This is a genomic window from Pseudomonas paralactis, from assembly GCF_001439735.1.
GTDB lineage: Bacteria > Pseudomonadota > Gammaproteobacteria > Pseudomonadales > Pseudomonadaceae > Aquipseudomonas > Aquipseudomonas paralactis.
The window spans coordinates 25993-50080 of sequence record NZ_JYLN01000010.1; the positions used below are offsets into that span (position 1 = coordinate 25993).

At 57.3% G+C, this 24088-nt stretch carries 23 protein-coding genes, 1 tRNA gene and 1 riboswitch; of the genes, 17 read left to right on the forward strand and 7 right to left on the reverse strand.

Annotated features, from left to right (window positions below):
- Positions 1–16 precede the first annotated feature (16 nt).
- A riboswitch (cobalamin riboswitch) is annotated at positions 17–222 on the reverse strand.
- 50 nt (positions 223–272) lie between these two features.
- Complete coding sequence (locus tag TX23_RS22125) at positions 273–1352, reverse strand: 3-deoxy-7-phosphoheptulonate synthase (protein WP_057704027.1); 1080 nt, start codon at positions 1350–1352, stop codon at positions 273–275.
- A gap of 339 nt (positions 1353–1691) precedes the next feature.
- Positions 1692–1826 carry a hypothetical protein gene (locus tag TX23_RS28685; RefSeq protein WP_267910996.1) on the reverse strand — a complete coding sequence of 45 codons (135 nt, stop codon included), beginning with the start codon at positions 1824–1826 and terminating at the stop codon, positions 1692–1694.
- Positions 1827–1972: 146 nt separating this feature from the next.
- On the opposite strand from TX23_RS28685, the gene TX23_RS22130 reads away from it, so the two are divergent.
- Positions 1973–2722 (forward strand): carbon-nitrogen hydrolase family protein, encoded by a 750-nt coding sequence (locus TX23_RS22130; protein ID WP_057704028.1) that lies wholly within the window; start codon positions 1973–1975, stop codon positions 2720–2722.
- Entirely contained in the window at positions 2723–3154 is a 432-nt protein-coding gene (locus TX23_RS22135; RefSeq protein WP_057704029.1) for a GNAT family N-acetyltransferase, read from the forward strand. It abuts the gene before it with no gap.
- A gap of 34 nt (positions 3155–3188) precedes the next feature.
- On the opposite strand, the gene TX23_RS22140 is transcribed toward TX23_RS22135, so the two are convergent.
- Positions 3189–3428, reverse strand: coding sequence for a DNA-binding protein (locus TX23_RS22140; RefSeq protein WP_057704030.1), 240 nt, complete (start codon positions 3426–3428; stop codon positions 3189–3191).
- Between the two features lie 82 nt (positions 3429–3510).
- Between TX23_RS22140 and TX23_RS22145 the strand changes: the two genes are divergently transcribed.
- The 5 genes from TX23_RS22145 to TX23_RS22165 all read left to right on the forward strand — a co-directional run bounded on the left by TX23_RS22145 (position 3511) and on the right by TX23_RS22165 (position 7223).
- Positions 3511–3876 (forward strand): helix-turn-helix domain-containing protein, encoded by a 366-nt coding sequence (locus tag TX23_RS22145; protein ID WP_057704031.1) that lies wholly within the window; start codon positions 3511–3513, stop codon positions 3874–3876.
- Positions 3877–4027: 151 nt separating this feature from the next.
- Entirely contained in the window at positions 4028–4669 is a 642-nt protein-coding gene (gene gacA, locus TX23_RS22150; RefSeq protein WP_005786991.1) for a response regulator transcription factor GacA, read from the forward strand.
- Between the two features lies 1 nt (position 4670).
- Complete coding sequence (uvrC, locus tag TX23_RS22155; protein WP_057704032.1) at positions 4671–6494, forward strand: excinuclease ABC subunit UvrC; 1824 nt, start codon at positions 4671–4673, stop codon at positions 6492–6494.
- Positions 6495–6526: 32 nt separating this feature from the next.
- Complete coding sequence (gene pgsA / locus TX23_RS22160) at positions 6527–7087, forward strand: CDP-diacylglycerol--glycerol-3-phosphate 3-phosphatidyltransferase (protein ID WP_003190391.1); 561 nt, start codon at positions 6527–6529, stop codon at positions 7085–7087.
- Between the two features lie 60 nt (positions 7088–7147).
- Positions 7148–7223, forward strand: a tRNA-Gly gene (locus tag TX23_RS22165).
- A 250-nt stretch (positions 7224–7473) separates the two neighbouring features.
- Here TX23_RS22165 and TX23_RS22170 read toward each other — a convergent pair.
- Positions 7474–8124: a response regulator transcription factor gene (locus TX23_RS22170; RefSeq protein WP_057704033.1), complete on the reverse strand. Its 651-nt coding sequence runs from the start codon at positions 8122–8124 to the stop codon at positions 7474–7476.
- A gap of 311 nt (positions 8125–8435) precedes the next feature.
- On the opposite strand from TX23_RS22170, the gene TX23_RS22175 reads away from it, so the two are divergent.
- The 9 genes from TX23_RS22175 to TX23_RS22215 all read left to right on the forward strand — a co-directional run bounded on the left by TX23_RS22175 (position 8436) and on the right by TX23_RS22215 (position 20097).
- Complete coding sequence (locus TX23_RS22175; RefSeq protein ID WP_057704034.1) at positions 8436–8996, forward strand: fimbrial protein; 561 nt, start codon at positions 8436–8438, stop codon at positions 8994–8996.
- Positions 8997–9021: 25 nt separating this feature from the next.
- Positions 9022–9768 carry a fimbrial biogenesis chaperone gene (locus TX23_RS22180; protein ID WP_082629680.1) on the forward strand — a complete coding sequence of 249 codons (747 nt, stop codon included), beginning with the start codon at positions 9022–9024 and terminating at the stop codon, positions 9766–9768.
- 260 nt (positions 9769–10028) lie between these two features.
- The gene (locus tag TX23_RS22185) at positions 10029–12521 is read left to right on the forward strand and encodes a fimbria/pilus outer membrane usher protein (protein WP_280513738.1); all 2493 of its coding nucleotides are present in this window, start codon (positions 10029–10031) and stop codon (positions 12519–12521) included.
- Positions 12518–13219, forward strand: coding sequence for a fimbrial biogenesis chaperone (locus tag TX23_RS22190; protein ID WP_057704036.1), 702 nt, complete (start codon positions 12518–12520; stop codon positions 13217–13219). Before TX23_RS22185 ends, TX23_RS22190 begins: the two co-directional genes overlap by 4 nt.
- Entirely contained in the window at positions 13212–14888 is a 1677-nt protein-coding gene (locus TX23_RS22195) for a ShlB/FhaC/HecB family hemolysin secretion/activation protein (protein WP_082629693.1), read from the forward strand. The genes TX23_RS22190 and TX23_RS22195 overlap by 8 nt, the downstream gene beginning before the upstream one ends.
- Positions 14889–14961: 73 nt before the next feature.
- Complete coding sequence (locus tag TX23_RS22200) at positions 14962–17979, forward strand: two-partner secretion domain-containing protein (protein ID WP_057704037.1); 3018 nt, start codon at positions 14962–14964, stop codon at positions 17977–17979.
- A 239-nt stretch (positions 17980–18218) separates the two neighbouring features.
- Entirely contained in the window at positions 18219–19211 is a 993-nt protein-coding gene (locus tag TX23_RS22205) for a fimbrial protein (protein WP_242462656.1), read from the forward strand.
- Between the two features lie 178 nt (positions 19212–19389).
- The gene (locus tag TX23_RS22210) at positions 19390–19665 is read left to right on the forward strand and encodes a hypothetical protein (RefSeq protein WP_057704038.1); all 276 of its coding nucleotides are present in this window, start codon (positions 19390–19392) and stop codon (positions 19663–19665) included.
- 225 nt (positions 19666–19890) lie between these two features.
- Positions 19891–20097 carry a hypothetical protein gene (locus tag TX23_RS22215; protein WP_157243933.1) on the forward strand — a complete coding sequence of 69 codons (207 nt, stop codon included), beginning with the start codon at positions 19891–19893 and terminating at the stop codon, positions 20095–20097.
- 294 nt (positions 20098–20391) lie between these two features.
- Here TX23_RS22215 and TX23_RS27510 read toward each other — a convergent pair whose 3' ends face one another.
- Together TX23_RS27510 and TX23_RS22220 are read right to left on the reverse strand one after the other, a co-directional pair.
- Positions 20392–21357, reverse strand: coding sequence for a fimbrial protein (locus tag TX23_RS27510; protein ID WP_082629682.1), 966 nt, complete (start codon positions 21355–21357; stop codon positions 20392–20394).
- A gap of 373 nt (positions 21358–21730) precedes the next feature.
- On the reverse strand, positions 21731–22552 hold the full coding sequence (locus TX23_RS22220) for a hypothetical protein (RefSeq protein ID WP_157243934.1): 822 nt from the start codon (positions 22550–22552) through the stop codon (positions 21731–21733).
- A gap of 237 nt (positions 22553–22789) precedes the next feature.
- Between TX23_RS22220 and TX23_RS28845 the strand changes: the two genes are divergently transcribed.
- On the forward strand, positions 22790–23338 hold the full coding sequence (locus tag TX23_RS28845; protein WP_082629683.1) for a WYL domain-containing protein: 549 nt from the start codon (positions 22790–22792) through the stop codon (positions 23336–23338).
- 441 nt (positions 23339–23779) lie between these two features.
- Here the strand turns inward: TX23_RS28845 and yecR are convergent, their stop codons facing one another.
- Positions 23780–24064 (reverse strand): YecR family lipoprotein, encoded by a 285-nt coding sequence (gene yecR / locus TX23_RS22230; RefSeq protein WP_057704041.1) that lies wholly within the window; start codon positions 24062–24064, stop codon positions 23780–23782.
- Positions 24065–24088 lie beyond the last annotated feature (24 nt).

Consider the following 24088-nt stretch of genomic DNA (forward strand, 5'->3'; position numbering starts at 1 on the left):
CCCACCGCAGGAGTTTGCCAAACAGAAATTTCAGGCCGGTCTCCGGGCTCATGCGTATGGATCCCTTCACCTTCCCATAGCGCAATGGCCACAGTGGTGTGTCGAAGGGATCACGCATATACCGTTGCGGGGGCAGCACCGGACTTGCTCGGCAAGAGCGTACCGGTTTCCCGTTTCACCCCGAGCACGGCGGCAGGGGGCACCTGAAACAGGCGGGCATCTGAACACTCGCACGAGCGCTCGTCAACTTTCCCGCCCAGCCCAGCCAGCGATCAGTCGGTTTTACTGTATTCGCGCAACCGTTCGGCCGCGCTGCGCAACAACTGCTCGGTCCCGCTCCATCCCAGGCAACCATCGGTCACCGACACGCCGTATTTCATCGACGTGCTCAGCGGCTGGTAGCCTTCGAACAAGTGGCTCTCAAGCATCATGCCGATCAGCGAGGTATCGCCCTGTAAGCGCTGCTCCAATACGTCATTGAACACCGCCGGTTGGCGCAGCGGGTCCTTGCCGCTGTTGGCGTGGCTGCAATCGACCATGATCCGCGCTGCCACCTTGGCTTTGGCCAGGTCATGTTTCACCTGGGCCACGCTCTGCGCATCGTAGTTTGGCCCACCGTGACCGCCGCGCAGCACCAAGTGCGTGTCGGGGTTGCCCGGTGTTTGAATGATGGCGGGATGGCCCTGGCTATCGACCCCGAAATGGCGGTGGGGGTGGGACGCCGAGCGCATCGCATCACAGGCAATCGCGACGCCGCCGTCGGTGCCGTTCTTGAAGCCCACGGGCATGCCCAGGCCGCTGGCCATCTCGCGGTGGATCTGTGACTCAGTGGTGCGCGCGCCAATGGCAACCCAACTGAGGAGGTCATCGAAGTAGCCTGCTGCCATGGGTTGCAGCAGTTCGGTGGCGACCGGCAGGCCCAGGCGCAGCATTTCACGCATCAGTTCACGGGACAGGGTCAGGCCGGTGGCCATGTCATCGCTGCCGTCCAGGTGCGGGTCGTAGGCCAGGCCTTTCCAACCGATGGTAGTGCGCGGTTTTTCGACGTAGGCGCGGATCACCAGCAGCATCTGGTCGCTGACTTCGAGCGCAAGTTTCTTCAGGTTGCGTGCGTATTCCATGGCCGATTCCGGATCGTGGATCGAGCACGGGCCGACAATCACCAGTAAGCGCGAATCCTGGCCATTGAGAATGGCACGCACGGCCTGGCGATGGGCGTGGATCTGTTCATTGAGGAACGGGCTGAGGGGCAGTTGGTGCTTCAGCTCAAGGGAGCTGGGCAAGCGCTGGGTCAGGGTTTCATTGGCGCTGTTGAGGGTGCAGACGGGCAAAGCGGCGACGGAGGAGTTCATATTCAAGGCTTCCTGGGCAAGCGGCGGGTTGTTCCCGCGCGCTTGGCCTACTGGGGTGTTCGACAATTGGCCGTACTGGCAAGGTGTGTTGGTTTGCCACCAATAGGTGACCGATCGGAGGCGGCAGGCTGTCCCGAACGGAGCTGGCTAAATCGCCATGCAGTGCAAGTGTCGAAGCGGTAATAGTTGGTGTAGTTCATGGTGTGATTCCTTTAAGTGTTCTTGAGCAAACAAAATAGTTAGCGGCTGAAAAAACAAAACCCCCGGTCGGGGAGCCGACCGGGGGTTTAGATTTCTCTGGTAGGCGACCCCTTGAGTAGTGGGCGCCGATTTCAGGTATCAGGCGCGCCAGTGGCTAAACCAATACCCAAAATAAAAGCCGGCCAGTGCGCTCGAACCGTTCACGCGGGTAGCCGACACCGAGCGCAAGGCGCTGGCAGCAGGGCAAACCTGAGTGTGGGTGAGTTGCAACATGGTGGCTCTCCAAATGATGGGGGGAGCTTACTAGAGGCGCACGGGTGGATTCAATCAGTAATTTCTATTGCTTGAGGGTACTTACGACTATGGGGCGAGTGTCGCTATGCTGGTCACTCTTAAACAATGATTGCCTGGACGCGACCATGACTGCCTTGACCCTTGCTGCGGCGCAGACCCTTTCCATTGCCGGCGACGTCGCGGCCAACATCTCAAGGCACTTGGTGTTTATGCAGGCTGCGGCAGAGCAGGGCGTGCAATTGCTGGTGTTTCCGGAGCTGTCTTTGACCGGTTACGAACCCACGCTGGCCGCCGACCTGGCTATTGCTCCCGACGCCCCATTGCTGGCACCCCTGCGCGAAATGGCGCGTGAGTTGCAACTGACGGCGGTGGTAGGGATGCCGATTCGCCTGGCCTCACAAACGCAGGTCATGATTGGCGCTCTGGTACTGGGTGCCGATGGCTCGGTGGCCGTCTATACCAAGCAGCATTTGCATCCAGGCGAAGAAGTGGCGTTTGCAGCCGGGCAGGGCGGTGCGGCACTGGCGTGGGGTGATGATCGAATTGCCCTGGCGGTTTGCGCTGACTTTTCCCACGCCAGTCATCCGCGCCAAGCGGCGCAAGCGGGTGCCAATGTGTACGCAGCCGGCGTGCTGATCAGCGAAGGCGGTTACGCCAAAGACAGCGCGCTGCTGCAGGGTTATGCCGCCGAACATCGTCTGCTGGTGCTGATGGCTAACCACGGTGGCCCGTCGGGTGGCTGGGCGTGTGCAGGCCGCAGTGCGATCTGGGGCGCGGATGGCCGCCTGCTTGCAGCGGTGCCCTGCGTCGGCGAGGCGCTGGTGATTGCCCGCCGCGATGGCGAGCATTGGCTGGGTCACGTGGTGGCGGTGTAAATGGCCTTTTACCTGCGCGCAGCCACAGAAAAGGATCTGCCGTTTGCACGAGCCCTGACCCACCAGGCGATGAACCGCTACTACGTGCAAAACCGGCTGATTTGGTCCAATGACGGCTTCGACACCGCCTGGGCCGGTCGGGAAAACTGGCTGGTTTGCCGAGGCGATGAAACGTTGGGGTTTGTCAGCCTGAGTCGCGACCATGGCGCGCTGTACATCCGCGAGTTGCATATGCTCGAAGAACATCGCGGGCAGGGCGCAGGCAGTTGGGTGCTGGAGCACATGGCGCTGAAGGCGCAAGCGCTGGGGCTATTGCGGTTGACCGTATTCAAGACCAATCCGGCCAAAAAGCTCTATCAGCGCATCGGGTTCAGCATTGTCGGCGAAGAGGACGGCTTCTGGCGGATGGAGCGTGTCTGTCGCGCATGTTAAGTCATGCGCAAAGTTCTAATAAGCGCATACTGATTCAGGAGCCGACTTCCTGATCGTCGTTTTGGCCATCTGCCTCAGCGAGGATGATCCCCTCTTTCATGCCCAGCAGGACCGCTACCTTATGGGCCTCACCACGCCGTCCCTTTTTGCGCCCAGCGAGCACTTGATAGGTGGTTGCCGGATCAACGCCATGTTCACGGGCGAACGCCTGCACTGACTTTCCTTGATGTTCCAGCCAGGCCTTGGCTTGTGCAGCAGTACGGATTCCGGGCATAGTTCAAAACCGTTCAAGTTCGTTTAACAAAGAGATGAGTGTGTCACCTCTTGGGGTGTGCCAAATAGGATCATACATCCAAATGAGTGGAATCGATTCGCGTTTAAGGCAAGAAAGAGAGCGACTTGGCCTGTCGCAAAAAGTTTTTGGTGAAATCGGAGGCGTCGAAGCTAACGCTCAAGGCAAGTATGAAAGCGGCGGGCGTGCGCCCAAGGCTGATTACCTGTCACGTGTCGCCGAGAGAGGCGTGGACATCCTGTACGTGCTGACCGGCACTGCCACGCCGATCCAGCTGGAAAATCTCAGCCAGCTTGAAGAAAAGGTCCTGGTGGATTACCGGGCGATGTTCAAGGAAGACCAGGATGCAATTCGCCGCCTGACGTCGACCCTGGCCGAACATTCCCAATCCCTGAATGGAAAAACCAGGTCTGCGCCCCAGGATTCCTGACCTTTTGCCCAATAAATCCGGTCGTCCGCCACCCGGTGGACGACTATCGGGCAGGCAAACTCCATATATATGACGCTTGCGGCTAGGTCTGCGCCCAGCTTTTTTGCTAAGGTGTTCAGCAATCTATAAGACCATATCGCGAGGTGTCTGCTTGATTAGGGTGCTAGTAGTCGATGACCATGATCTCGTTCGTACAGGCATTACACGAATGCTGGCTGACATCGACGGCCTGCAAGTAGTCGGCCAGGCTGAGTCAGGGGAGGAGTCTCTGATCAAGGCTCGGGAATTGAAGCCCGATGTGGTGTTGATGGACGTCAAGATGCCCGGGATCGGCGGTCTTGGTGCCACGACCAAGCTGTTGCGCAGCCATCCGGACATCAAGGTCGTAGTGGTGACGGTGTGCGAGGAAGACCCGTTTCCGACGCGGCTCCTGCAGGCCGGTGCCGCGGGCTACCTGACCAAGGGCGCGGGCCTGGCGGAGATGGTGCAGGCCATTCGCCTGGTCTTCGCCGGCCAGCGTTACATCAGCCCTCAGATCGCCCAACAGTTGGCGATCAAATCCTTCCAGCCCACCAGCGATTCGCCGTTTGATACGCTGTCGGAGCGGGAAATCCAGATCGCCTTGATGATCGTCGGTTGCCAGAAGGTGCAGTCGATCTCCGACAAGCTGTGCCTGTCGCCCAAAACCGTCAATACCTACCGCTATCGCATCTTCGAGAAGCTCGCCATCAGCAGTGATGTTGAATTGACCCTGCTCGCGGTGCGCCACGGCATGGTGGACGCCAGCGCCTGACATGACTACGCCGTTTGATCCAAGTGCCTTTCTATCGACCTGCAGTGGCCGCCCCGGCGTGTACCGCATGTTCGACAGCGAGGCGCGCCTGCTGTATGTGGGCAAAGCCAAGAACCTGAAGAACCGTCTGGCGAGCTATTTTCGCAAGACCGGCCTTGCGCCGAAAACCGCCGCTCTGGTGGCGCGTATCGCCCAGGTTGAAACTACCATTACCGCCAATGAAACCGAGGCGTTGCTGCTTGAGCAGACGCTGATCAAGGAATGGCGGCCGCCCTACAACATCCTGCTGCGTGACGATAAATCCTATCCCTATGTGTATTTGTCGGACGGCGATTTCCCCCGGCTGAGCATTCATCGCGGGGCTAAAAAGCTCAAGGGCAAGTACTTCGGGCCTTATCCCAGTGCCGGTGCAATTCGTGAAAGCCTGAGCCTGCTGCAAAAAACCTTTTTTGTACGCCAGTGCGAAGACAGCTTTTACAAGAACCGCACGCGGCCGTGCCTGCAATACCAGATCAAGCGCTGCAAGGCGCCCTGTGTGGGCCTGGTCGAGCCGGCGGAGTACGCCGAGGATGTGCGCCATTCCGTAATGTTCCTCGAAGGGCGCAGCAACGCGCTCACCGATGAGCTGTCCGGGGCGATGGAGCAGGCGGCCAGCACTCTGGATTTCGAAAAGGCTGCAGAACTGCGTGACCAGATCTCCTTGCTGCGCCGGGTCCAGGACCAGCAAAGCATGGAAGGCGGCACCGGCGACGTCGACGTGATCGCCGCGTTCGTCAATCCGGGTGGCGCCTGTGTGCACCTGATCAGCGTGCGCGCTGGCCGGGTGTTGGGCAGCAAGAACTTTTTCCCGCAGACCGGTATCGACGAAGACGTGTCAGAAGTGATGGCTGCGTTTCTTGGCCAGTACTACGTCAGCAGCCCTGAGCGCGACCTGCCGTCTGAACTGATCGTCAACGTGGTGCATGAAGACTTCCCCACTTTGATCGAGGCCATCCACGAGCTGCGCGGCCGCGAGCTGGACATCAGCCACCGCGTACGCGGCACCCGTGCCCGCTGGCAGCAACTGGCCGTGACCAACGCCGAACAGGCCCTGAGCGCGCGCCTGGCCAATCGACAGCACGTTGCCGCACGCTTCGACGCTCTGGCTGAGGTACTCAACCTGGATGAGCCGCCCCAGCGCCTGGAGTGCTACGACATCAGCCACTCCAGCGGTGAGGCCACGGTGGCCTCCTGCGTGGTATTCGGGCCGGAAGGGCCGATCAAGTCCGACTACCGGCGCTACAACATCGAAGGCGTTACCGCAGGCGATGACTACGCCGCCATGCACCAGGCGCTCACGCGGCGTTTCAGCAAGTTGAAAGACGGAGAGGGCAAGCTGCCTGATATCCTGCTGGTAGACGGCGGCAAGGGCCAGTTATCCATGGCGCGAGACGTGCTCAACGAGCTGGCCGTGCCTGACCTGATCCTGCTCGGCGTCGCCAAGGGCACCACGCGCAAGGCCGGCTTCGAGACGTTGTACTTAAATGATGCCGCCCATGAATTCACCTTGAAAGGCGACTCGCCCGCGCTGCACCTGATTCAACAAATTCGCGACGAAGCCCACCGTTTCGCCATTACCGGCCATCGCGCGCGCCGTGGCAAAACCCGGCGAACCTCAACCCTGGAAGGGGTGGCAGGGGTTGGCCCGACGCGGCGTCGCGACTTGCTTAAACATTTTGGTGGCTTGCAGGAGCTCTCCCGTGCCAGCATTGACGAAATAGCCAAAGCACCCGGTATCAGTAAAAAGCTCGCTGAATTGATTTATGCCAATCTGCACAGCGAATAGAATGCCTTCTCACCTCGTAGCCAGTTGTGCCGATGAATATCCCTAATCTGATCACCGTTCTACGCGTCCTGCTTATCCCGATTTTCATTTTGTTGTTCTATTTGCCGTATGAATGGAGCTACGTCGCGTCCAGTTCGGTATTTGCCTTCGCAGCCGCCACCGACTGGCTCGACGGCTACCTGGCCCGCCGCCTGGAACAGAGCACGCCCTTCGGCGCGTTCCTTGACCCTGTGGCCGACAAACTCATGGTGGCCGTCGCCCTGGTGCTGCTGGTACAGGAACACGGCAACCTGTGGCTGACCCTGCCGGCCGCCGTCATCATCGGCCGCGAGATCGTCGTCTCGGCCCTGCGCGAGTGGATGGCCGAAATCGGCGCCCGCGCCCACGTGGCCGTATCGAACATGGGCAAATGGAAAACCGCCGCGCAGATGCTCGCGCTGGTCATCCTGCTGGCCAACCCGTCGGACTTCTCGTTCTGGGTCCTCACGGGCTACGCCTTGCTGCTGGTCGCCGCAGGCCTGACCCTGTGGTCCATGCTGCAATATCTGCGTGCGGCCTGGCCCCATCTGCGAACCACCGTTGAAAAGAAATAAAACTTTTTTGAATCAAGGGGTTGACGGGTGCTGAGGATTCTATAGAATGCGCATCACCAAGCGGGAATAGCTCAGTTGGTAGAGCACGACCTTGCCAAGGTCGGGGTCGCGAGTTCGAGTCTCGTTTCCCGCTCCAAGCATTAATGAAAAAGCCACTCTAACGAGTGGCTTTTTTTTGCCTGCGATTTGGGGGATAGACGCTTCGGCGCGTTCTTTCGTTGCTCTGCGTGATGTCGGATGACGGTATCACTTGAAATGCGTTAGCCGAGACGGTGTTCACATCATTAAGCGGTTGAAACTAATATCTGCGCATCCTGAAATGAACCGCCGGTTCAGTTCAGATATGAGCGGTTTCAAGTGGATAAATACTGACCGCAGGTTCGCTGTTATAAAACCGTTAAACTCCCTGCGATGTAACCTCCCCGACGCGCCGCGTCAATCATTCCAAGGAGGTGGGAAGTATTGAATTTATATAATAATCTAAGTTTGTAAGCGCTTGCAGTCTTATGACTGATCATCAAGAGCTTGGCGATCTCTTGGTTGTTATAGCCCTTTGCCAGAAGCTCCAAGATATCGGTTTCGCGCCTTGTGAGTTTTATTGGCTTTGGTGTATGTGATAAATAAGTATGCTTAATCGCTTGTGCCATTCTTTGTGTGACATGTGGAAAGTAGTACTTACCTCTTAGCAGCGCTTTTACAGCGCTTTGTATTTCACTCAGTTCAGCAGTTTTTGAGACAAAGCCCGAGGCGCCGGCTTTTAAACAGCGGATTAAATAATTCTCCGCATCATAGGCAGTGAGCGCGAGTATTTTGCTTGAGCACTTACCCAGGGTCAGTAAAGAGATCACGTCCAACCCATGCATTTCTGGCAGGTCGAGTTCCAGTATGAGCAGGTTCGGCTCAAGCCTGTTCACCATATGCAGGGTTTCCTGGCCATTCCCAGTTTCGGCGACGACGGTGTGGCCGTTTTGTTCCAGTAGCTTCTTGATCGAAAAACGCATCAGCGCATGGTTGTCGGCGATAACAATGGTGCTCATCCGTAAAATCCTTTTAGGGTAACGTTCCAACTGCTTACGCAGGGCCAAGTCCATCGCAAGTAATACAGGTCTCATGCGATGAAGGTGCCACTAACTTAAATGTGGTTTTAGAGATATAGGCAAGAAAATATCGTCTATACGAAATGTCCTTAGTCCTTGTAGGAATGATCTATAAAAAAATAGAACGGGCTTCCTGTATTGTTGTTCTGGTCTTCCGGTAGATGTCGGTAGGCATATAACTAAGTGGTCGCATCATCGTGCGTTACACTTGCTATTTGCATGGTCGTGAACTTAATTGATAAGGATATGATGTGAAAAATTTCTCGTTGAAAAAGCTGGTTCTAACCAGTTTCCTATGTGCTTTAGTTGCGCCTTCGCTGACCTATGCGGCGGATGGGATTGTGAACTTTTCAGGAAGCATCACAGATGTGACTTGCGACATTAACGGCCAGGCGCCAGGGGGGGGCAACGTGACCAATGTGGAACTGGGGCGGATCGCGCCAGGTACATTCGCCGCGATAGGCAACGCGTCACCGTTTGTGCCGTTCAAGCTGCAATTGTCGGGTGCGCAATGCACTAACGACGCCAAGGTTTCGATCGATTTTGATCAAGTTGAAAATATCGATTCGGTTACCGGCAATCTCAAGCTGATCGGCAGTGCACCTGCAACAGGCGTGCAGATTCAAGTATTCAACGATACGGCCAATGGCAAGAAAATCCAGCTGGGCCAAAGGGAAACAACGCCTCAGGTGGCAGTGGTCAAAGGCAATACTGCGACCTTGTCCTACAAAGCATCTTACGTATCGACCGCGCCTGCTGTCACTCCGGGTTCTGGCATTTCGTTCGTGCGCTACACGCTGGCCTATCAATAACCGCTGACGATGCAGGAGGTGGTTCATGGCGCCGATAGCGCGTACGTATTCTCTCGCCATCGGCGCTGTGTTCCTCGGGCTGTTTGTGCAAGCGTCCCAGGCAGCCATTGTGGTGCAAGGCACTCGAGTGATTTTCCCTGCCAATGTGGATGACGTGACGGTCAGGCTGGCAAATTCAAGTCGTGAACCGGTACTGGTGCAAAGCTGGGTGGATGATGGGCAGGCAGAGATGGCCCCTGAGGATGTTCAGGTTCCCTTTGTTGTCGCGCCTGCGGTCAGCCGGATTGACCCCAGTGGTGGAGCGGTTTTGAGGATCAGTCGTACCCAATCCATCGCTGTCGCCGACCGCGAATCGCTGTTCTGGCTCAATGTGCTGGAAACCCCACCACGCAGAGCTTCGGATGATGCGGTGTTGCAGTTTGCCTTCAGGACGCGACTCAAGCTGCTTTACCGCCCGACCGCGCTTGCATCGGGCGTAGACGCTGCTCCCGAGCAGCTCAAATGGACGGTTGTGGCGACGCCCAAAAGCACGGGTGCGACGAACCTGGAGGTGGCGAATCCGACGCCGTATTACGTGTCCTTCGGCCATGTCGAAGTTGACTGCGATGGCCAGGCGTTTCCCGTCAAAACCGGGATGGTTGCACCGTTCGGCAAGACAGTGCTCACAACCTCAACCCGCTTTAACTGCCACGCTAGTGGGCCAAAAGTGCGTTACGAAGCCATCAATGACTATGGCGCAAGGCGGATGTTCGAGCAGCCCGTAGGCAAATAACGCCACAGGCCTCGCGCTTCTTTCCGGTTCCGGCGCACAGCCGTGGCATGGGACTGACTATGTTTTTACCTGTTCGATTTCGACCGAGAGCATTCGGTGGTCTGGCTATGCCATGGGCGAATGAAAGTCGTCCTTGGGCACTGTTTTTATTCATTGCCGTCCTGTTGGGAGGGCAACTTCAGGCATGGGCTCAGGATGTGCCAACGGCAACGCCTGTCACGCCCAGCCAGCTTGATGAGCCGATCATTTTCGATTCACAGATGTTAATGCAAGGAGCGTCCGGCATGGCCATTGATACCACCCGTTTTGAACAGCCGGCACGTAATGTTCCGGGGACTTATCGCTTGGATATCCTGGTCAATGGTCAATGGCGTGCGACTCAGGAGGTCGAGTTACGGACGGTCGCCGGGCTGGTGGATGCACAACCATGCTATAGCGCCGAACTACTCACGCGTGTTGGCATAGACCTTAAGCGTAGTCGCAGAGGACGTGGCAGCGATCAACAGAGCGCGGTCGTCCCGCAAGGGCTGACCTGCGACAAGCTTGAACGTTTCGTGCCGGGCGCTGCCATCAGTGTTGACCTGCCCGAACAGAAACTGCACATCACCGTTGCGCAGTACTACCTGCAACGGCCCGCCACCAGCACCTATGTCGACCCGTCCAGTTGGGACAGTGGCGTAACAGCCGGCTTGCTGAACTACGACGCCAACCTGTTCAGCGTTCAGAGCCAAGGGCGCCGCGACACGCATGCCTATTCAGGGTTGAACATGGGCCTGAACCTGGGCGGTGTCAGGCTGCGGCATAACGCCAGCCTGACCTGGTCACCCACATTGGGTGGGCGCTACCAGCGCGGTTACGCCTATGGTCAGGTTGACCTCACGGACTGGAAGTCGCAGTTGCTGGTCGGCGAGAGCACGACCAGTGGTGAGTTGTTCGATGCGGTGTCGTTTCGTGGCGTCCAGCTCGAAAGCGACGACCGCATGTTGCCTGATACGCAGCGCTACTACGCCCCGGTGGTGCGTGGTACTGCGGCCTCCAACGCCAAGGTGTCGATCTATCAGCGTGGCTACCTTGTCTATGAAACAACCGTAGCGCCGGGCTCCTTCGAGATCGCCGACCTGCAAGCAGCGAGTTTTGGTGGCGACCTGCGGGTAACAGTCACCGAAGCCGATGGTCGCGAACATGGGTTCGTCGTGCCCTTTGCCACGACCGTGCAATTACTCCGCCCAGGCTCAACGCGCTACAGCCTGGTGGCCGGTCAGTTGGTCGATCCCGGCTTGCATGGCCGACCGCCAGTTGTCATGCAAGGCACCCTGCAACGCGGGCTGGACAACAACCTGACCGGTTACGGCGGCACCGCACTGACCCCCGGCTATGTATCCGGCCTGGCAGGCATGGCGCTTAATACCCGGTTCGGCGGTTTCGCCGCCGACCTCACCGCAGCCAGCACCGAACTCCCCGCAGGGCAGACCCAGCAGGGTTCCAGTTTGCGCCTGTCATACAGCAAGAACCTGCCCAATAGCCGTACGAATTTCTCGTTGCTCGCCTATCGCTATTCAACGTCCGGTTACTTGGGGCTTCACGATGCGGTTGCGCTAAAGGATCGGATGCGCAACGAGTCAGGGCGCACCTCAGACTTTGCCCGCGTACGCGCGCGGTTCGACGCCAACATCAGCCAGGGGCTGGGCGCCGATGGAGGCAGCGTCTATCTCAACAGTTCCTCAAGCCAGTACTGGCAGCATGGGGGGCGGACCCTCAGTTTCTCCATGGGCTACAGCAATCAGTGGCGTGGCAATTTCTACTCGATTGCGGCTCAGCGTAGCCATAGCGCCTCGCCGGGCGGGCTGCGATATGCAGGGGATCAAGACGACACGCAGCTCACCTTCACGCTGTCGATTCCCTTGGGCCGCGATGGTCATGGCGGTGCGGTGATCAACAGTTATGCCAGCCATGACCGTCGCTCAGGCCGGCAGATGTCTACCGGTATATCCGGCGGCTTCAATGAGCGCGGCGATACCTCTTATGCCGTTTCGGTCGCCCATGCCGACCGGCAGCGCGGTGCCTCCAGCAATGCCAGCGTCAACTACCGTCTGCCCCAAGGCGCGTTCGGTGCAAGTCTTTCCCAGGGGCCGGATTATCACCAGCAGTCACTCAGTGCATCGGGCGCCGTGGTCCTGCACCCGGGCGGCGCGACGTTCGCACAAACCCTTGGCGAGACAGTGGGCGTGGTCAGAGCGCTTGACGCCGAAGGCGCCAGTGTCGGTTATGCAGGATCGAGCATTGGCAAGGATGGTTACGCGGTCATCACCAGCTTGAGCCCCTATCAGCTCAACCAGATCGATGTCGATCCGCAGGGCGTGCCCAACGACGTCGAACTTCAAGTCAGCTCGCGCAGTGTCGCCCCCCGTGCCGGCGCCGTGGTGATGCTGGATTTCCCGACGCGTAAATCCCGCCCGTTGTTGATCGACAGCCGACGCAGTAATGGCCAGCGCCTGCCGTTCGCTGCCTCAGCCATTGATGTGCAGAGCGGCCAAGTGATTGGTGCGGTGGGGCAGGGCAGCCGGCTGGTGGTACGCAGTGACAAGGATCGCGGCTCGATTCGCGTGGAGTGGGGCAGCGATGCCGCCCAGCAATGCCAAGTGGATTATGCGCTGCCCGAGCGCCACGCCCGCGAAGGTAGCGCGTTCGAGTTGCTCAATCTGGTGTGTCACGACATAGACGCCCGGCCTGCAGGCAAGGAGCGTGTGTTGTGAGGTCGCTTTATGCCGCGTGCCTGCTGATTTGCGCGCATGCCAGTAGCAGCCAGGCAGCGTTGACGGTGACGGGAACTCGCTTCGTCTATGCAGCCGATGCACGTGCGCTGACGGTACGAATCAGTAATGGCGGCGAAGCGCCGATCCTGGCCCAGAGCTGGTTGGACCGGGGCCAGATCAATCAAGACCCCTCAGGCCTGTCCGTGCCGTTCGTGGTCAGCCGTCCGTTATTGCGCTTGGACCCTGGGCAGCGCAGCGCACTTGAAGTCCGCTACACCGGCGAAGCGCTGCCCGCCGACCGCGAGTCGCTGTTTTGGCTGAACTTCCTTGAAGTGCCACCGCTGCCGCCAAGCAGTACGCATCTGCTGCGGCTTTCGTATCGGTTGCGCATGAAGCTGCTGTTCAGGCCGGCGGGGCTGGCGGGTAGCGCGGAAGAGGCGGGCCGACAGTTGATCTGGCGCGCACACCGCAAGGCCCTTGAGGCCTGCAATAAGGCACCGTTTTTTGTCTCGCTCACTGCGCAGCGACTGGAGCCGGGCGCCGCTGACGAGGTTCAGCGCAGCGCCACGATTGCGCCATTTACCTGCGCGGATTTCCCCCTTACAGGGGCGTCGGCGACACCTTCTTTTATCCATTACCAATTTGTTGCAGACAGGGGAGAAATGATCGATGCACGGGCGCCGGTTCACCATGATTAACGATTTCGCGACGAGGCCTTTGCTCGCCGTCGGTGTCGCGCTGGCGCTCTCTGGCGTGCCCTCGGTCTGGGCCCAGGTGCCCAGTGCGGGTCAGGTAATGCGTGACATTGAATCCCTGGCACCGGCACCCCTGCCTTCTGCGCCGGTGCAGGTTGACATGCCCCAGCCTTCAGCACCGTCTCAGGCAACGCCTGGCGGCGGTATGCAGTTGCAAGTGAAAGGTTTTGTGATCGACGGCAACCAGGTCTTCAATCGCGAGCAACTGCTTGAACTGCTGGCCGACTTGCCGGGCCAGTCATTGGACCTCGCCGGGCTACGCGCCGCTGCACAACGCATCACACAGTATTACCAGGCTCACGGGTATGCACTGGCGCGGGCTTTTTTGCCCGCCCAGGACATTGATCAAGGCATCGTGCGTATCCAGGTGCTGGAGGGGCATTACGGCCGCATCGAGTTGAACAATCGCTCCCGCGTGATCGATGCTGTGTTGCAGCAACCGTTGTCGGCATTGCGTCCGGGTGAGGCGGTCTACGACGCAGACCTGGAGCAAAGCCTGTTGTTGCTCAGCGATCTTCCAGGCGTGGAAGTAAAAGGCACCTTGCGCCCCGGATCACTGCCCGGCAGCACCGACCTGGTGGTCGATGCCGAGCCTGGCCCCTGGTACGCCGGCACCCTGGAAGCCGACAACTACGGCGACCGCTACACCGGCGAATATCGCCTTGGCGCCAGCCTGGTTTTAAACAACCCGCTGCGCCTGGGTGATGCCCTCAACATGCGCCTGCTGCAAAGCGATCAGCACCAACGTTACTACCGCTTCGGCTACAGCCTGCCCGTGGGCCCGTGGTCGACCACCCTTGGCACTTCCTATTCGCGCATGAGCTACCAACTGGGCAAGGACGTAGAAGTGCTCGAAGCAAAAGGCCAAGCCACCGTGCGCAGCCTCTTCGCTTTGCAACCCTTGATTCGCAGCCGCACCTTCAACCTCAGCGCGCAATTGCAGTTCGACGACAAGCAACTGCAAGACGATATCGACCTGTTCGACCTGCGCAGCCCCAAGCATGTGGAATTGTGGACCCTGGGTATTAACGCCAGTGGCCAGGACCGCTGGCTGGGCGGTGGGCAAAGTTTTGTCTCGCTCAGCTACAGCGCCGGGCGCCTGGGTATCGGCGAAGCCATCGACCGCACCATGGATAGGCTCAGCGCCGGCGCCGCGGGACATTTCACACGCGCCAATCTGAGCCTCGGCCGCTTGCAGTACCTGAGCCCACGCTGGCAGCTGTACAGCCAATTGAATGCGCAGTGGGCGGGTAACAATCTCGACAGTTCGGAGAAGTTTGGCCTCGGTGGCCCCAATGGCGTTCGTGCCTACGCGCTGGGCGCCGGCAGCGGCGACCAGGGCTGGCAGGCCAGCACCGAGCTGCGCTACCTGGCTGCGCCGGGCGTGCAATTGAGCGGCTTCGCCGACCGGGGCGTCATCACGGTCAGCAAGCGGCCCTGGACCGCGCAAAGCAATCAGCGATCACTCACGGCCGCAGGGGTTAGCGCCAGTTGGCGCGGAGCCGGGCAACAGCTCAGCGTCACCGCAGCATGGCCCATCCACGGGACTGAGCAGAACGACGCACCGCATCAGGATCCGCGCGTGTGGTTCAGCGCCATTCAGTATTTCTAAGCACATTCGTGCCTGGAAGCAGTACCGCCTTGCAACGCTATGCAAGGCGTCATTTAAGGAAGAGGAAATTCATGTGAACAAGGTTTACTCACTGGTCTGGAACCACGCGATGAACTGCTGGAAGGTTGCTCACGAAGGGGCTCGTCGGCACTGCAAAACCGGCGCCAAATGTTCGGCCATCGGCGCGTTGGCGTTGTTGGGCGCTTCACCGGCATTTGCCTTGCCGGTAGGCGGTACGGTGGTCTCCGGCAAGGCCGATATTTTGGGGTTTGAATCCAATTCGCAAATGTCGATCAACCAGCACACCGATAAGCTGATCACCAACTGGACGGACTTCAGCATTGCCGCTGGGCAAAAGGTGGTGTTCAACCAACCAAGCGCCTCTTCTATCGCGCTCAACCGAGTGATTGGCACCAATGTCAGTAGCATCAAAGGTCAGATGGACGCCAATGGTCGCGTGTTTCTGGTCAACCCCAACGGGATCGTGATCGGTCAGGGCGCACAGATCAACGTCGGCAGCTTGATTGCCACCACCAAGGACATCAAAGATGCGGATTTTGTCGCGGGCAAATACACCTTCAGCGGTGTTTCCAATGCTGAAATCAGCAACAGCGGCACGATCAACGCACAACCGGGCGGCAGTATTGCGCTGCTTGGCAATCAGGTGCGCAACGATGGCGTTATCCAGGCCCAGATGGGCCAGGTTGCACTGGGCGCTGGGAATGATTTCACGGTCAATTTCGACGGCAACCAACTGCTCAACCTTCAGGTCACCGGCGATGCGATCAACGCCCTGGCGCAAAACGGTGGCTTGCTCAAGGCCGACGGTGGTCAGGTGCTGATGAGCGGTAAAAGCGCCAATGCGATGTTGCAAACGGTGGTGAATAACCAGGGCGCCATTGAAGCCAAAACCTTGAGCGGCAAAGCTGGCCGTATCACGCTGGATGGCGGCGATGCAGGTACGGTCAAGGTCGGCGGTTCGCTGCAGGCTCACGCCCAAAATACCTATGGCAGCGGTGGCATCATCGAGGCCAAGGGCGCCACGGTCGAGACCCAATTGGGTACCCAGGTCAATACGCTGGCCACCAATGGCCAGACCGGTACGTTTAAAGTCAGCGCCAAGACAGTCCAGATTCAGCCAACTGCAGCATCTGCGGGAAAGACAGCCTACTCCGACACATTGTCGCGCAACCTGACCAGCACCAATATTGAGCTGGTCAGTACCGACGGTGATTTGAACCTGGCTGGGCCGATAGCCTGGAACAGCGCCAATGGTCTGACCTTGAGCGCGACCGGGAACGTCAACCTCGACGGTAACGTGGCTGCGACCGGTAGCGGTGCGCGTGTAGCGGTCAACGCCGGTGGTGATGTGAACGTAAACAGTAAGGTTTCACTGACCGGGCTCTTCAGCGACCTCACATTGAATCACGTAGGGGATTCGGTATTAGGCACGGGCGGTCAGTTGACCTTGTCTGGCGCAGGGGCGACGTACGCCTCCAATGGTGATCGATACACCGTGATCCAGAACCTTGCGCAGTTACAGAACATCAACGCGAACCTCAACGGCCATTACGTGCTGGGTAATAACATCGTTGGCCGCGAGGCTCAATTCAAGGCGATTGGCGATAAATCCGTCTTCGGAGGTGTTTTCGATGGTTTGGGCAACACAGTGAGCAACTTGTGGGTCTCCAGCACCGGCAGTAACAGCGGGCTGTTTGCGGTTTCCTCAGGCACGATCAGCAACCTGACACTGGCGAGTGCGACTATCAATAATGGTGGGTCGCAAGCCTATGGGTTTGCAGCGATCGGAGGGCTGGTGGGGCTGAACGTCGGTACATTGTCCAACGTGACTGCCCGCAACCTCTTGGTCAACGCTGGCAGCAGCGGGGCGAACAGCGTCGGTGGGGTTGTTGGGCAAAACTACGGTGGCACAATCAAAAATGCCGTGTCCAGCGGGCGCGTGGCGGGCAACGCGTATACGCACGCCATCGGCGGTATGGTCGGTGAAAACGTTACGACCTCAGGCGGTACGGCGCGCTTAGACCATGTGGTTTCAAATACCGTGGTGGGCGGCGCCATGCAGCGAGACGCCATGGGTGGCGTTGGCGGGCTGGTGGGTGCCAACCAGGGGGGCTTCATCACTGATGCCATCAGTACCGGGTCGACAAATGGCAACGGCGCCGGCGTCAATGTGGGCGGCCTGGTGGGTTTCAACTCCAACGGTTCGCTTGAGCGCACGGCGTCATCGGGTGAGGTACGCGGCACGGGGGCCGGTAATGTGGGCGGTCTGGTAGGCTTCAGCAAAAACGGCGACATTATCCAGTCAACCTCCACCAGCAAAGTTACAGGGTACGGCGCCATCGGTACCGGAGGCTTGGTGGGAACTAGCCAGAATAGCAGGCTCAAAGAGGTCAAGGCTGGCGGCGATGTATGGGATAGCGCTGGGGAGAATGTTGGTGGTTTGGTGGGGAATAATATTTCCGGCACCATTGATACAGCACAAGCCTTGGGCACTGTCACAGGCGGGCGCAATGCTCGGGTTGGCGGTCTGGTGGGGAACAACTATGAGGGCTCCATCACTCATTCCGTGGCTCGCGGAAAAACCAGCGGGTCGATTTCAAGTCAGGTGGGAGGCCTGGTAGGGGCCAATGCTGGCGAGTTGCAGTCGGTTGAAGCCAGTGGCGCGGTGGTGGGTGGGGAAAGCAGCTATGTCGGCGGCCTCGTCGGCACCCATGGCAGCAACTTCAGCAGTCATATTGAATCGGCCATGGCCAGTGGCACCGTTCAGGGGGGCGTGCGTGCGATCGTGGGCGGCTTGGTCGGTCTAAACCAGAGCTCTATCACCAACTCATCGGCAACTGGCGGGGTCAGTGGTGGTAGCAATGCCACCCTGGGGGGCTTGGTCGGCACGAACGCCGGAAACGTTCGCCTGTCTGTCGCTACTGGGAAGCTCACCGTGTTATCGCCTTATTATGGCCAGACCTTTGGTGGCCTGGTCGGAGCTAACTTCGGTGATATGGCATTCAATGGCGTCTCCGGAGAGGCTGCGCTTGTGCCTTTGTATGGCATAAATTTTGGCTCCATTCATTGATCGTTAACCTTTCCTTCTAATCACAGACGACCTGACGCAGGTGATGCGTCAGGCCGTCTGTTGACTCTGCGATGCCTGATATGAATTCAATACTAAATGTTCGGCGTTCAAGGTCGGCCATAGTGTGCGTCGGCATATGGCTGTTTATATGTGGCGTGGCGGCTGAAGCCGGGACGTTGGTCGACAGTGTTGCGACGTCTTGCACATTCAGCAACGGTATGGGCAGGCCGTGGTCGCAAGTGACACCTTTGACGAGTAATACGCCCACTGGCTCGGTGTTATGGGAGCGCGCTGTAGCGCTGAATGCCAACTACAACTTTGCCCCGGCTGCCGGCATTGCCCATGAGTTGGTTTCTATGGGGTATTGGGGACCCGGTACACCGCTGACAGACGGAATTGCCCCCACCAACGTTGACGGCATTGGCCTGAAAATATATGTGAACTCATCGGACGGCCAACGTCGACCACTGCTGCAAACGCCGTTGCCGGTAGCGATGGAGAAAGAGCGTGTTCAATATGATTCGTCCGCTGCGCAAACGCGTGGTTCAACGATGGTTACCAATTATATGCAACAGTTGATTCTGACGGTCGCACCCAGCCAACTGCCTGCCGGAAAATTGATCGTTGATCGTGTCGCCGGCAGTTCTCGGCTTGCGCTTTATGCGGTGGATTTACCCAGGGGCAAAGCTGCTTTTGGCAGCAGTGTGGAGGTACCTACAGACAACATACCGATTGGCATCTGTCGTGCGCCCTACCTGCTGATGGGGCCCGCTGCTATCAATATGGGGAATGGTGGCCCGATTGAAATCCCAAATACCTGTGACGTGCAAACCTACCAGACGATACCGGTGCAACTGGGGCGCATGAGCCTGAACGATTTTCCGCAAGTGGGCTCGACCTCAACGCCTGTGCACTTTGCCATCGAGTTGAGCCAATGCGCGGCCAACGCCAAGCCAGAGATTACATTCACTGACAAGTACGGGCCGCCTGCGGACCCCACGATACTGACTCTTGAACCCTCTGTGACCAGTGTCCAGGGTTTTGGGATAGTCATGATCAATGAGTTGACGCATCAGGTGGTTCGTTATGACGGCGCGGCTTATCCGATGAAACGGGCTGGCGATGGAGCCAAAATACCGTTGAGCGCGCATTATGTTCGCCAGGGGCAGGGTGAGGCATTGAAAGCTGGTGCTGCGAATGGAGCGGCGGAGTTTACCTTTACTTTTCCTTGATGGAATACAGCAGGCGGCGTATGTCGATTCTCTAGACAACCAATAATTTTTGTTTTCTTGCTGGATTTTTTCATCTGTCGAGAAGTGCATCGAGTTGTTCTTCAGCTGCCTTTAAGGAAGTGATGCTGGTCAGTAATTCATCCTCACGCTGGTTTAGTGCCTGTTCGCGGATGAGTAGATGCTGCGCTCGCTGTTCGAGTTGGTTGTTGCGACGTGTGAAGTCGCGGCGGAGGAGGGCGTGGTCAAGGAAGCGGAGCAGACGGTTTTGGATATTCAGCGGGAGCGTATTGCGATGCTGGCCGTTTACGATGCCCCCACCATTCCGACGGTGCCAGCGTTTGCGCGATTGGCAGGTAAATCGCGGGTTAAGGGTGCCGACTGGCAGTTGGACCCTGTTCGCCTAGCCCAAACGCAGGCTGTGTTGGCGACAGCCAAGGGGCACCATCGCTCTTAATTTGGGGGGGGCGCTGTACGTGTGTTGGCTGTTCGCTTACACACCATCCCTAGGGCCAGTTGGTTATCGTAGAGCTTTGATAGCAGTGAAGTGAGCAGATCTGAGTTAGCCATCGTTGTTTCTACGAGGGCTTAGTAGGCAAGTAGGTAAAAGTTTGGGTTGCTGAAACCCGTAGTGTTTTAAGTGTCCGTGGCGCCCGAGGGCCTCGGTGTGGATGAGATCCAAGTGCCCGAACGTATGCTTCAATTTTTTTTGAAGTCATTGCCCAGGACTTGGCCGGACGCCAAGGCGTTGGCCGCTGCTAAGGGCAAGCGCTTGATTGAGGTATGCCCTGATCTGGAGACCACGGTGGTGCAACAGGGGCTAAAGCGTAACGTTGAGGCGCTAGCGGCGTTTGTCCGGCGGGAGGAACAAGCGCTTGCCGGGGTATAAACGTGGCCCCGCCGCCTTGAGTCAAGCGGCATTGGGCTGATTTACTTCGAGACCTGCGATCACTGAATGGCGGGTGTGTGCAACTTGGACAGCGCTCAACCAGCGAATTGCTGCGTGTGGGACTGTCGGACCCAGGCGAATAGCAGAAGGGGCTATGTGCAGTAGCGGGGAGCTAGCTGAGTCGCCCAAACGAAGACGCGTCGAAGGCCTGAGGGGCCCGATAGTGGTCGCCTGAAACTTTTCGAAATTCATGCAGTTTAGGTTTGCCGCTCAATATGAAAAGTGATCGTTAGATCAATTATAATTCATGGTGAATGTGATTTCGGCATTCGCTGTACCTGGAACCACTCCTGTTCCAGTAGCCTGTAGCGCATAGCGAGCGCTCAAAGGAATGGTGAAATTTCCACCTTTGGTTGAGTATTCGTTGAAAGCTATTGCCTTGTTCAATGGAACAGGTTTTAGATTGCCATCAGTTATTTGCAAGCCTATACCTTTAGCCGTAGAGGCTTGAGTGAGACGGATTAGGCCTTGGTTGTCGCTCAACGAGGGCGAGGACGATGTAGGGGTAAGTGTATATGTAACGCTATTAATACCTGTTGGGCAGTTGAAAAGCCCAAGACTAAAAGGGATTGCTGTTGACGCGGCAGAGCTATCTTTAGAAAAATTCTCTAAGCGGTGTTGGCCCATTTTTACGTTGACGTTGTGTGTTTCGCAGGCGCTGGGAACTATATGGGTAATTTTGTTTGATGTGTAAATCCCCAGCGCCAATCCATCGGCCACCACGCTGCCGAACTCACCTGCGGGAATAGTCGCCCCTTGAGTTATATTACCGCTTTTTATGATACGAATTTGTGTGGTTCTTCCAATATCGTTATAGTTGTTAGGCTGGAGAGTGATAGTCCCATACGCCCGTGAGGCGTTTCCCGATCGAAGAACTACCCAAGAAAGCCCAGTATTGCCGATAGGGTACTCCGAGGTGCCTACGACGGCGCTTCCCAAGTTATTTTTTATGCCAAAAGGTGCCGGAGTTGAACAATTGAAAGAATATCCGGGCCCCTGTGTGAACACGGAGGATTCAAAAAGGATCGTTCCTGAGGCGAGGTCTCGTGGCAGCGTTATAGTTTCTGGCATGTCGATCTGTATTAAATCTGGTCTATTACTCGTACTCGAAGTAAATGCACACGCTGCAAAAGTAATTGTAGGAGATAATAAAAGTAGAGCTGCAGTGAGTTGCTTGATCAGTAACGTATTCGGGGTCATGCTAGAGTCTCGATTATGACGTTCAGGTATTGGCGTACGATAGTTTGGAAAGGCTAAGCACCTATTATAATATATAGCGGCAGAATACTCCGGTGGCACCGGCGCGGCTATCAGATAATTCGCACGCGCTTAAGGATATTTCAGACTTTCTCTTCGATCGCTTTGGCGGAGTTATTTGCAATTTTTCCTTTTGATACGTGTATCGAAGTGTTAGATTATGTTGTAGCGGTCAACTAATCCCGGACACGACGTTAGTTTGTCCCACGAACTGGGCTGGCGTCAGCTGTCCAGGCGCGTGGTTTGCCGCTGGACACCAGCCATGCGCAACGGCTTATCCTGACAGCCGTGCCCCGCCAGTTGCCTCGCTGCTGTTTCAGTTGTCGAGCAGTGCATCGAGTTGCATTTCAGCTGCCCGTAAGGAACTGATACTGGTCATTAGCTCGTCCTCACGCTGGTTTAATGCGAGCTCACGGATCACTAACTGCTGTTCGCGCTGTTCGAGTTCGCGTTGACGCTCGTCCAGTCGTACATACTTGCCCAGCAATATTTCCTTATGGTTGGTAATGCTGGCGACAAGTGATTTCAGGTTCGCGTCAATTTTTGACGAAGTCGTCTGTACGTCGCATATCTTCACCGACGCACCCGTCAAGCTGCTCGTCACGCGTGTTGCTGTAGGTGAGCAATTGCCAGTCTGCTGCGATTGCAGGGGTAGGGGACTGGCTTTGGACTGTGGGTCGTAATGCAAGAGACTCATGAGCCACGCGTCACTGATTTTCAAGCTGTAATGCGTATCTACAGGGCTGCACTCAATGACGCTGTCGGACAGGTCCATCAACGCATAAGTATCTTCGGTTTGTCTTGGGTCACTCGCGCACGCATCGCGCAAAACATCTTTGAGTACTTGAGCCGCCGCCGTAAGTGTCTCGGGCGGAGCATCACACACGCGCAGCCTCTGATCCTCGCCTTCAAGATACGTCAGGTAAATCCTTACCAGCTCATCGCCCGATTTTTCATTGAGGCTATAAACCAGGAACTGCCGGTTGAGACTGGTCGCGGTGAAGCTGCACAAGACCACGGCGTTGAGTAATTGGCCCTGGGCATCGGGTATTTCAAGTGTTCGCAATAACATTGGAAATTCCGCTCTGTCAGACTGAGGAGTAGCGGTGAGGTGAGCAGAATAGTCAGTCGAGCTCATGAACGTTATCAGATAAATCGTAGTTGCAGGCGGACAGTTCGAAGTGTGCCAGGGGCCAATCTGATTCGTCGCTGATGAGGTTTCCGGATCCGCACCTTGTGGGCTTGCGAGCCCTATAGTGGTAGCAAGAGCTGTGTGGGTTCTTGAAGCCTATGTCCTACACTCACCCGTGGCACTTTCGATGAGTACCAGAGACTCATCGGAGCAATTGGAAGCCTAGGTGCAGTATCCGCAGGTGTGGCGGTTGAGAGCATTCAGGTCGATGCCACATCGATCCGGCACCCGCTGTTTGCTCAGATTCACCGTGCAATGCGGCTAGGACGTTGCATCAGAGTGCTCTATCGCTCCTTGAGTAATCCTGAAGCACATGAACGATTAATTCGCCTGCACTCGCTTATTCAAGCGGGGCCGCGGTGGCACATCCGGGCGTACTGCTCGAAAGCCGAGGCATTCTGCGACCTAAATCTTGGCCGAATTTCGGCGGCAAGTGCATCTGAAGACGCCGGCCTCCCAAGGCTGGATCGAGACGTAGATTGGCACAGGATAGTTGCAGTGCGTCTGGTGCCACACAGGGATCTGTCGGCCGAACAGGTCCGTATGGTCCGTGAGGAATACATGGGGGGTACTGCAGCAACGGTTTTTAACGTCCGCGCCCCTATCGCCAAGTATTTAATCCAATCCTTCCGAGCGGCCATTGATCCAGAGCGGGAGAGGGCTCCAGAACATCTGCTCATGGTCTACCAGCCCGAAGAGTTGCCTGCGGTAGCCGATATTCGTCGGTTGTGAGTTGACTGGTGAGCGGGGGAGGTTGGGACGTCTTTTCGGGGGGGGGGGGGGGGTATTCCCTGTTGATCCTTGTAAAAAGGCAAAGGAATTGCCCCTTTTTTCGCTCTTGAAGATACGGGGGGAACACCCCAAAAACAAGTCCAGAATTGAGTCTTTTCCTGCTTCGGCAAGAAAATAAACCCCTTGGATTTCAATGGGTCGGACTCCAGATGCGAGTCTCGTTTCCCGCTCCACGCATTAATGAAAAAGCCACTCTAGCGAGTGGCCTTTTTTTGCCTGCGATTTACGGAATAGACGCTTCGGCATTTTTTTTGTTTGTGTGCAGAACCGTAGGGGACGCACTCAAGTTCGTATTGTTTCTAGATACGCTCAGTTCGCCTGTCACCAGGCCAGCTACCGTTCTTTCAACTTCCCGACGCGCCTCGACGCCTTGGGAGGGCCTCACTTCTGGCACTGGTAATCCTGAGTCACGGTAGTTTCCAGGCAGTGGAATTGCTCCGTGGTCCGGCACTCGGACTTTTCGTCGCCCGCGCGTTCAGCGCGTTGGTAATCCCAAAATTGGCCGCGCCCCGTGGCAATCGCCAGCCCTTGCGACTCCCGGATCTGAGCGTACTCAAACGGCGTCCGTACATAGGAGGTTGCACTGCTGCCGGTGGCCTCCCAATATTTCGGCGTTGCGCAGCCTGCAAAGAGCGGTAGGGCGATGGCGACGATAACGGATTTCATTGTCGAGTAGATCCTTCATGGAAA

Excerpts from the sequence above, each read along its gene's own strand:
- TX23_RS28685 (WP_267910996.1), bottom strand. The coding sequence starts at position 1,826 with ATGTTGCAACTCACCCACACTCAGGTTTGCCCTGCTGCCAGCGCCTTG.
- TX23_RS22180 (WP_082629680.1), top strand. The coding sequence starts at position 9,022 with ATGGCGCCGATAGCGCGTACGTATTCTCTCGCCATCGGCGCTGTGTTC.
- TX23_RS22185 (WP_280513738.1), top strand. The coding sequence starts at position 10,029 with ATGTTAATGCAAGGAGCGTCCGGCATGGCCATTGATACCACCCGTTTT.
- pgsA (WP_003190391.1), top strand. The coding sequence starts at position 6,527 with ATGAATATCCCTAATCTGATCACCGTTCTACGCGTCCTGCTTATCCCG.
- TX23_RS22125 (WP_057704027.1), bottom strand. The coding sequence starts at position 1,352 with ATGAACTCCTCCGTCGCCGCTTTGCCCGTCTGCACCCTCAACAGCGCC.
- uvrC (WP_057704032.1), top strand. The coding sequence starts at position 4,671 with ATGACTACGCCGTTTGATCCAAGTGCCTTTCTATCGACCTGCAGTGGC.
- TX23_RS22140 (WP_057704030.1), bottom strand. The coding sequence starts at position 3,428 with ATGCCCGGAATCCGTACTGCTGCACAAGCCAAGGCCTGGCTGGAACAT.
- TX23_RS22145 (WP_057704031.1), top strand. The coding sequence starts at position 3,511 with ATGAGTGGAATCGATTCGCGTTTAAGGCAAGAAAGAGAGCGACTTGGC.
- TX23_RS22195 (WP_082629693.1), top strand. The coding sequence starts at position 13,212 with ATGATTAACGATTTCGCGACGAGGCCTTTGCTCGCCGTCGGTGTCGCG.
- TX23_RS22170 (WP_057704033.1), bottom strand. The coding sequence starts at position 8,124 with ATGAGCACCATTGTTATCGCCGACAACCATGCGCTGATGCGTTTTTCG.
- TX23_RS22130 (WP_057704028.1), top strand. The coding sequence starts at position 1,973 with ATGACTGCCTTGACCCTTGCTGCGGCGCAGACCCTTTCCATTGCCGGC.
- yecR (WP_057704041.1), bottom strand. The coding sequence starts at position 24,064 with ATGAAATCCGTTATCGTCGCCATCGCCCTACCGCTCTTTGCAGGCTGC.
- TX23_RS22135 (WP_057704029.1), top strand. The coding sequence starts at position 2,723 with ATGGCCTTTTACCTGCGCGCAGCCACAGAAAAGGATCTGCCGTTTGCA.
- TX23_RS22210 (WP_057704038.1), top strand. The coding sequence starts at position 19,390 with ATGCTGCGCTCGCTGTTCGAGTTGGTTGTTGCGACGTGTGAAGTCGCG.
- TX23_RS27510 (WP_082629682.1), bottom strand. The coding sequence starts at position 21,357 with ATGACCCCGAATACGTTACTGATCAAGCAACTCACTGCAGCTCTACTT.
- TX23_RS22220 (WP_157243934.1), bottom strand. The coding sequence starts at position 22,552 with ATGAGCTCGACTGACTATTCTGCTCACCTCACCGCTACTCCTCAGTCT.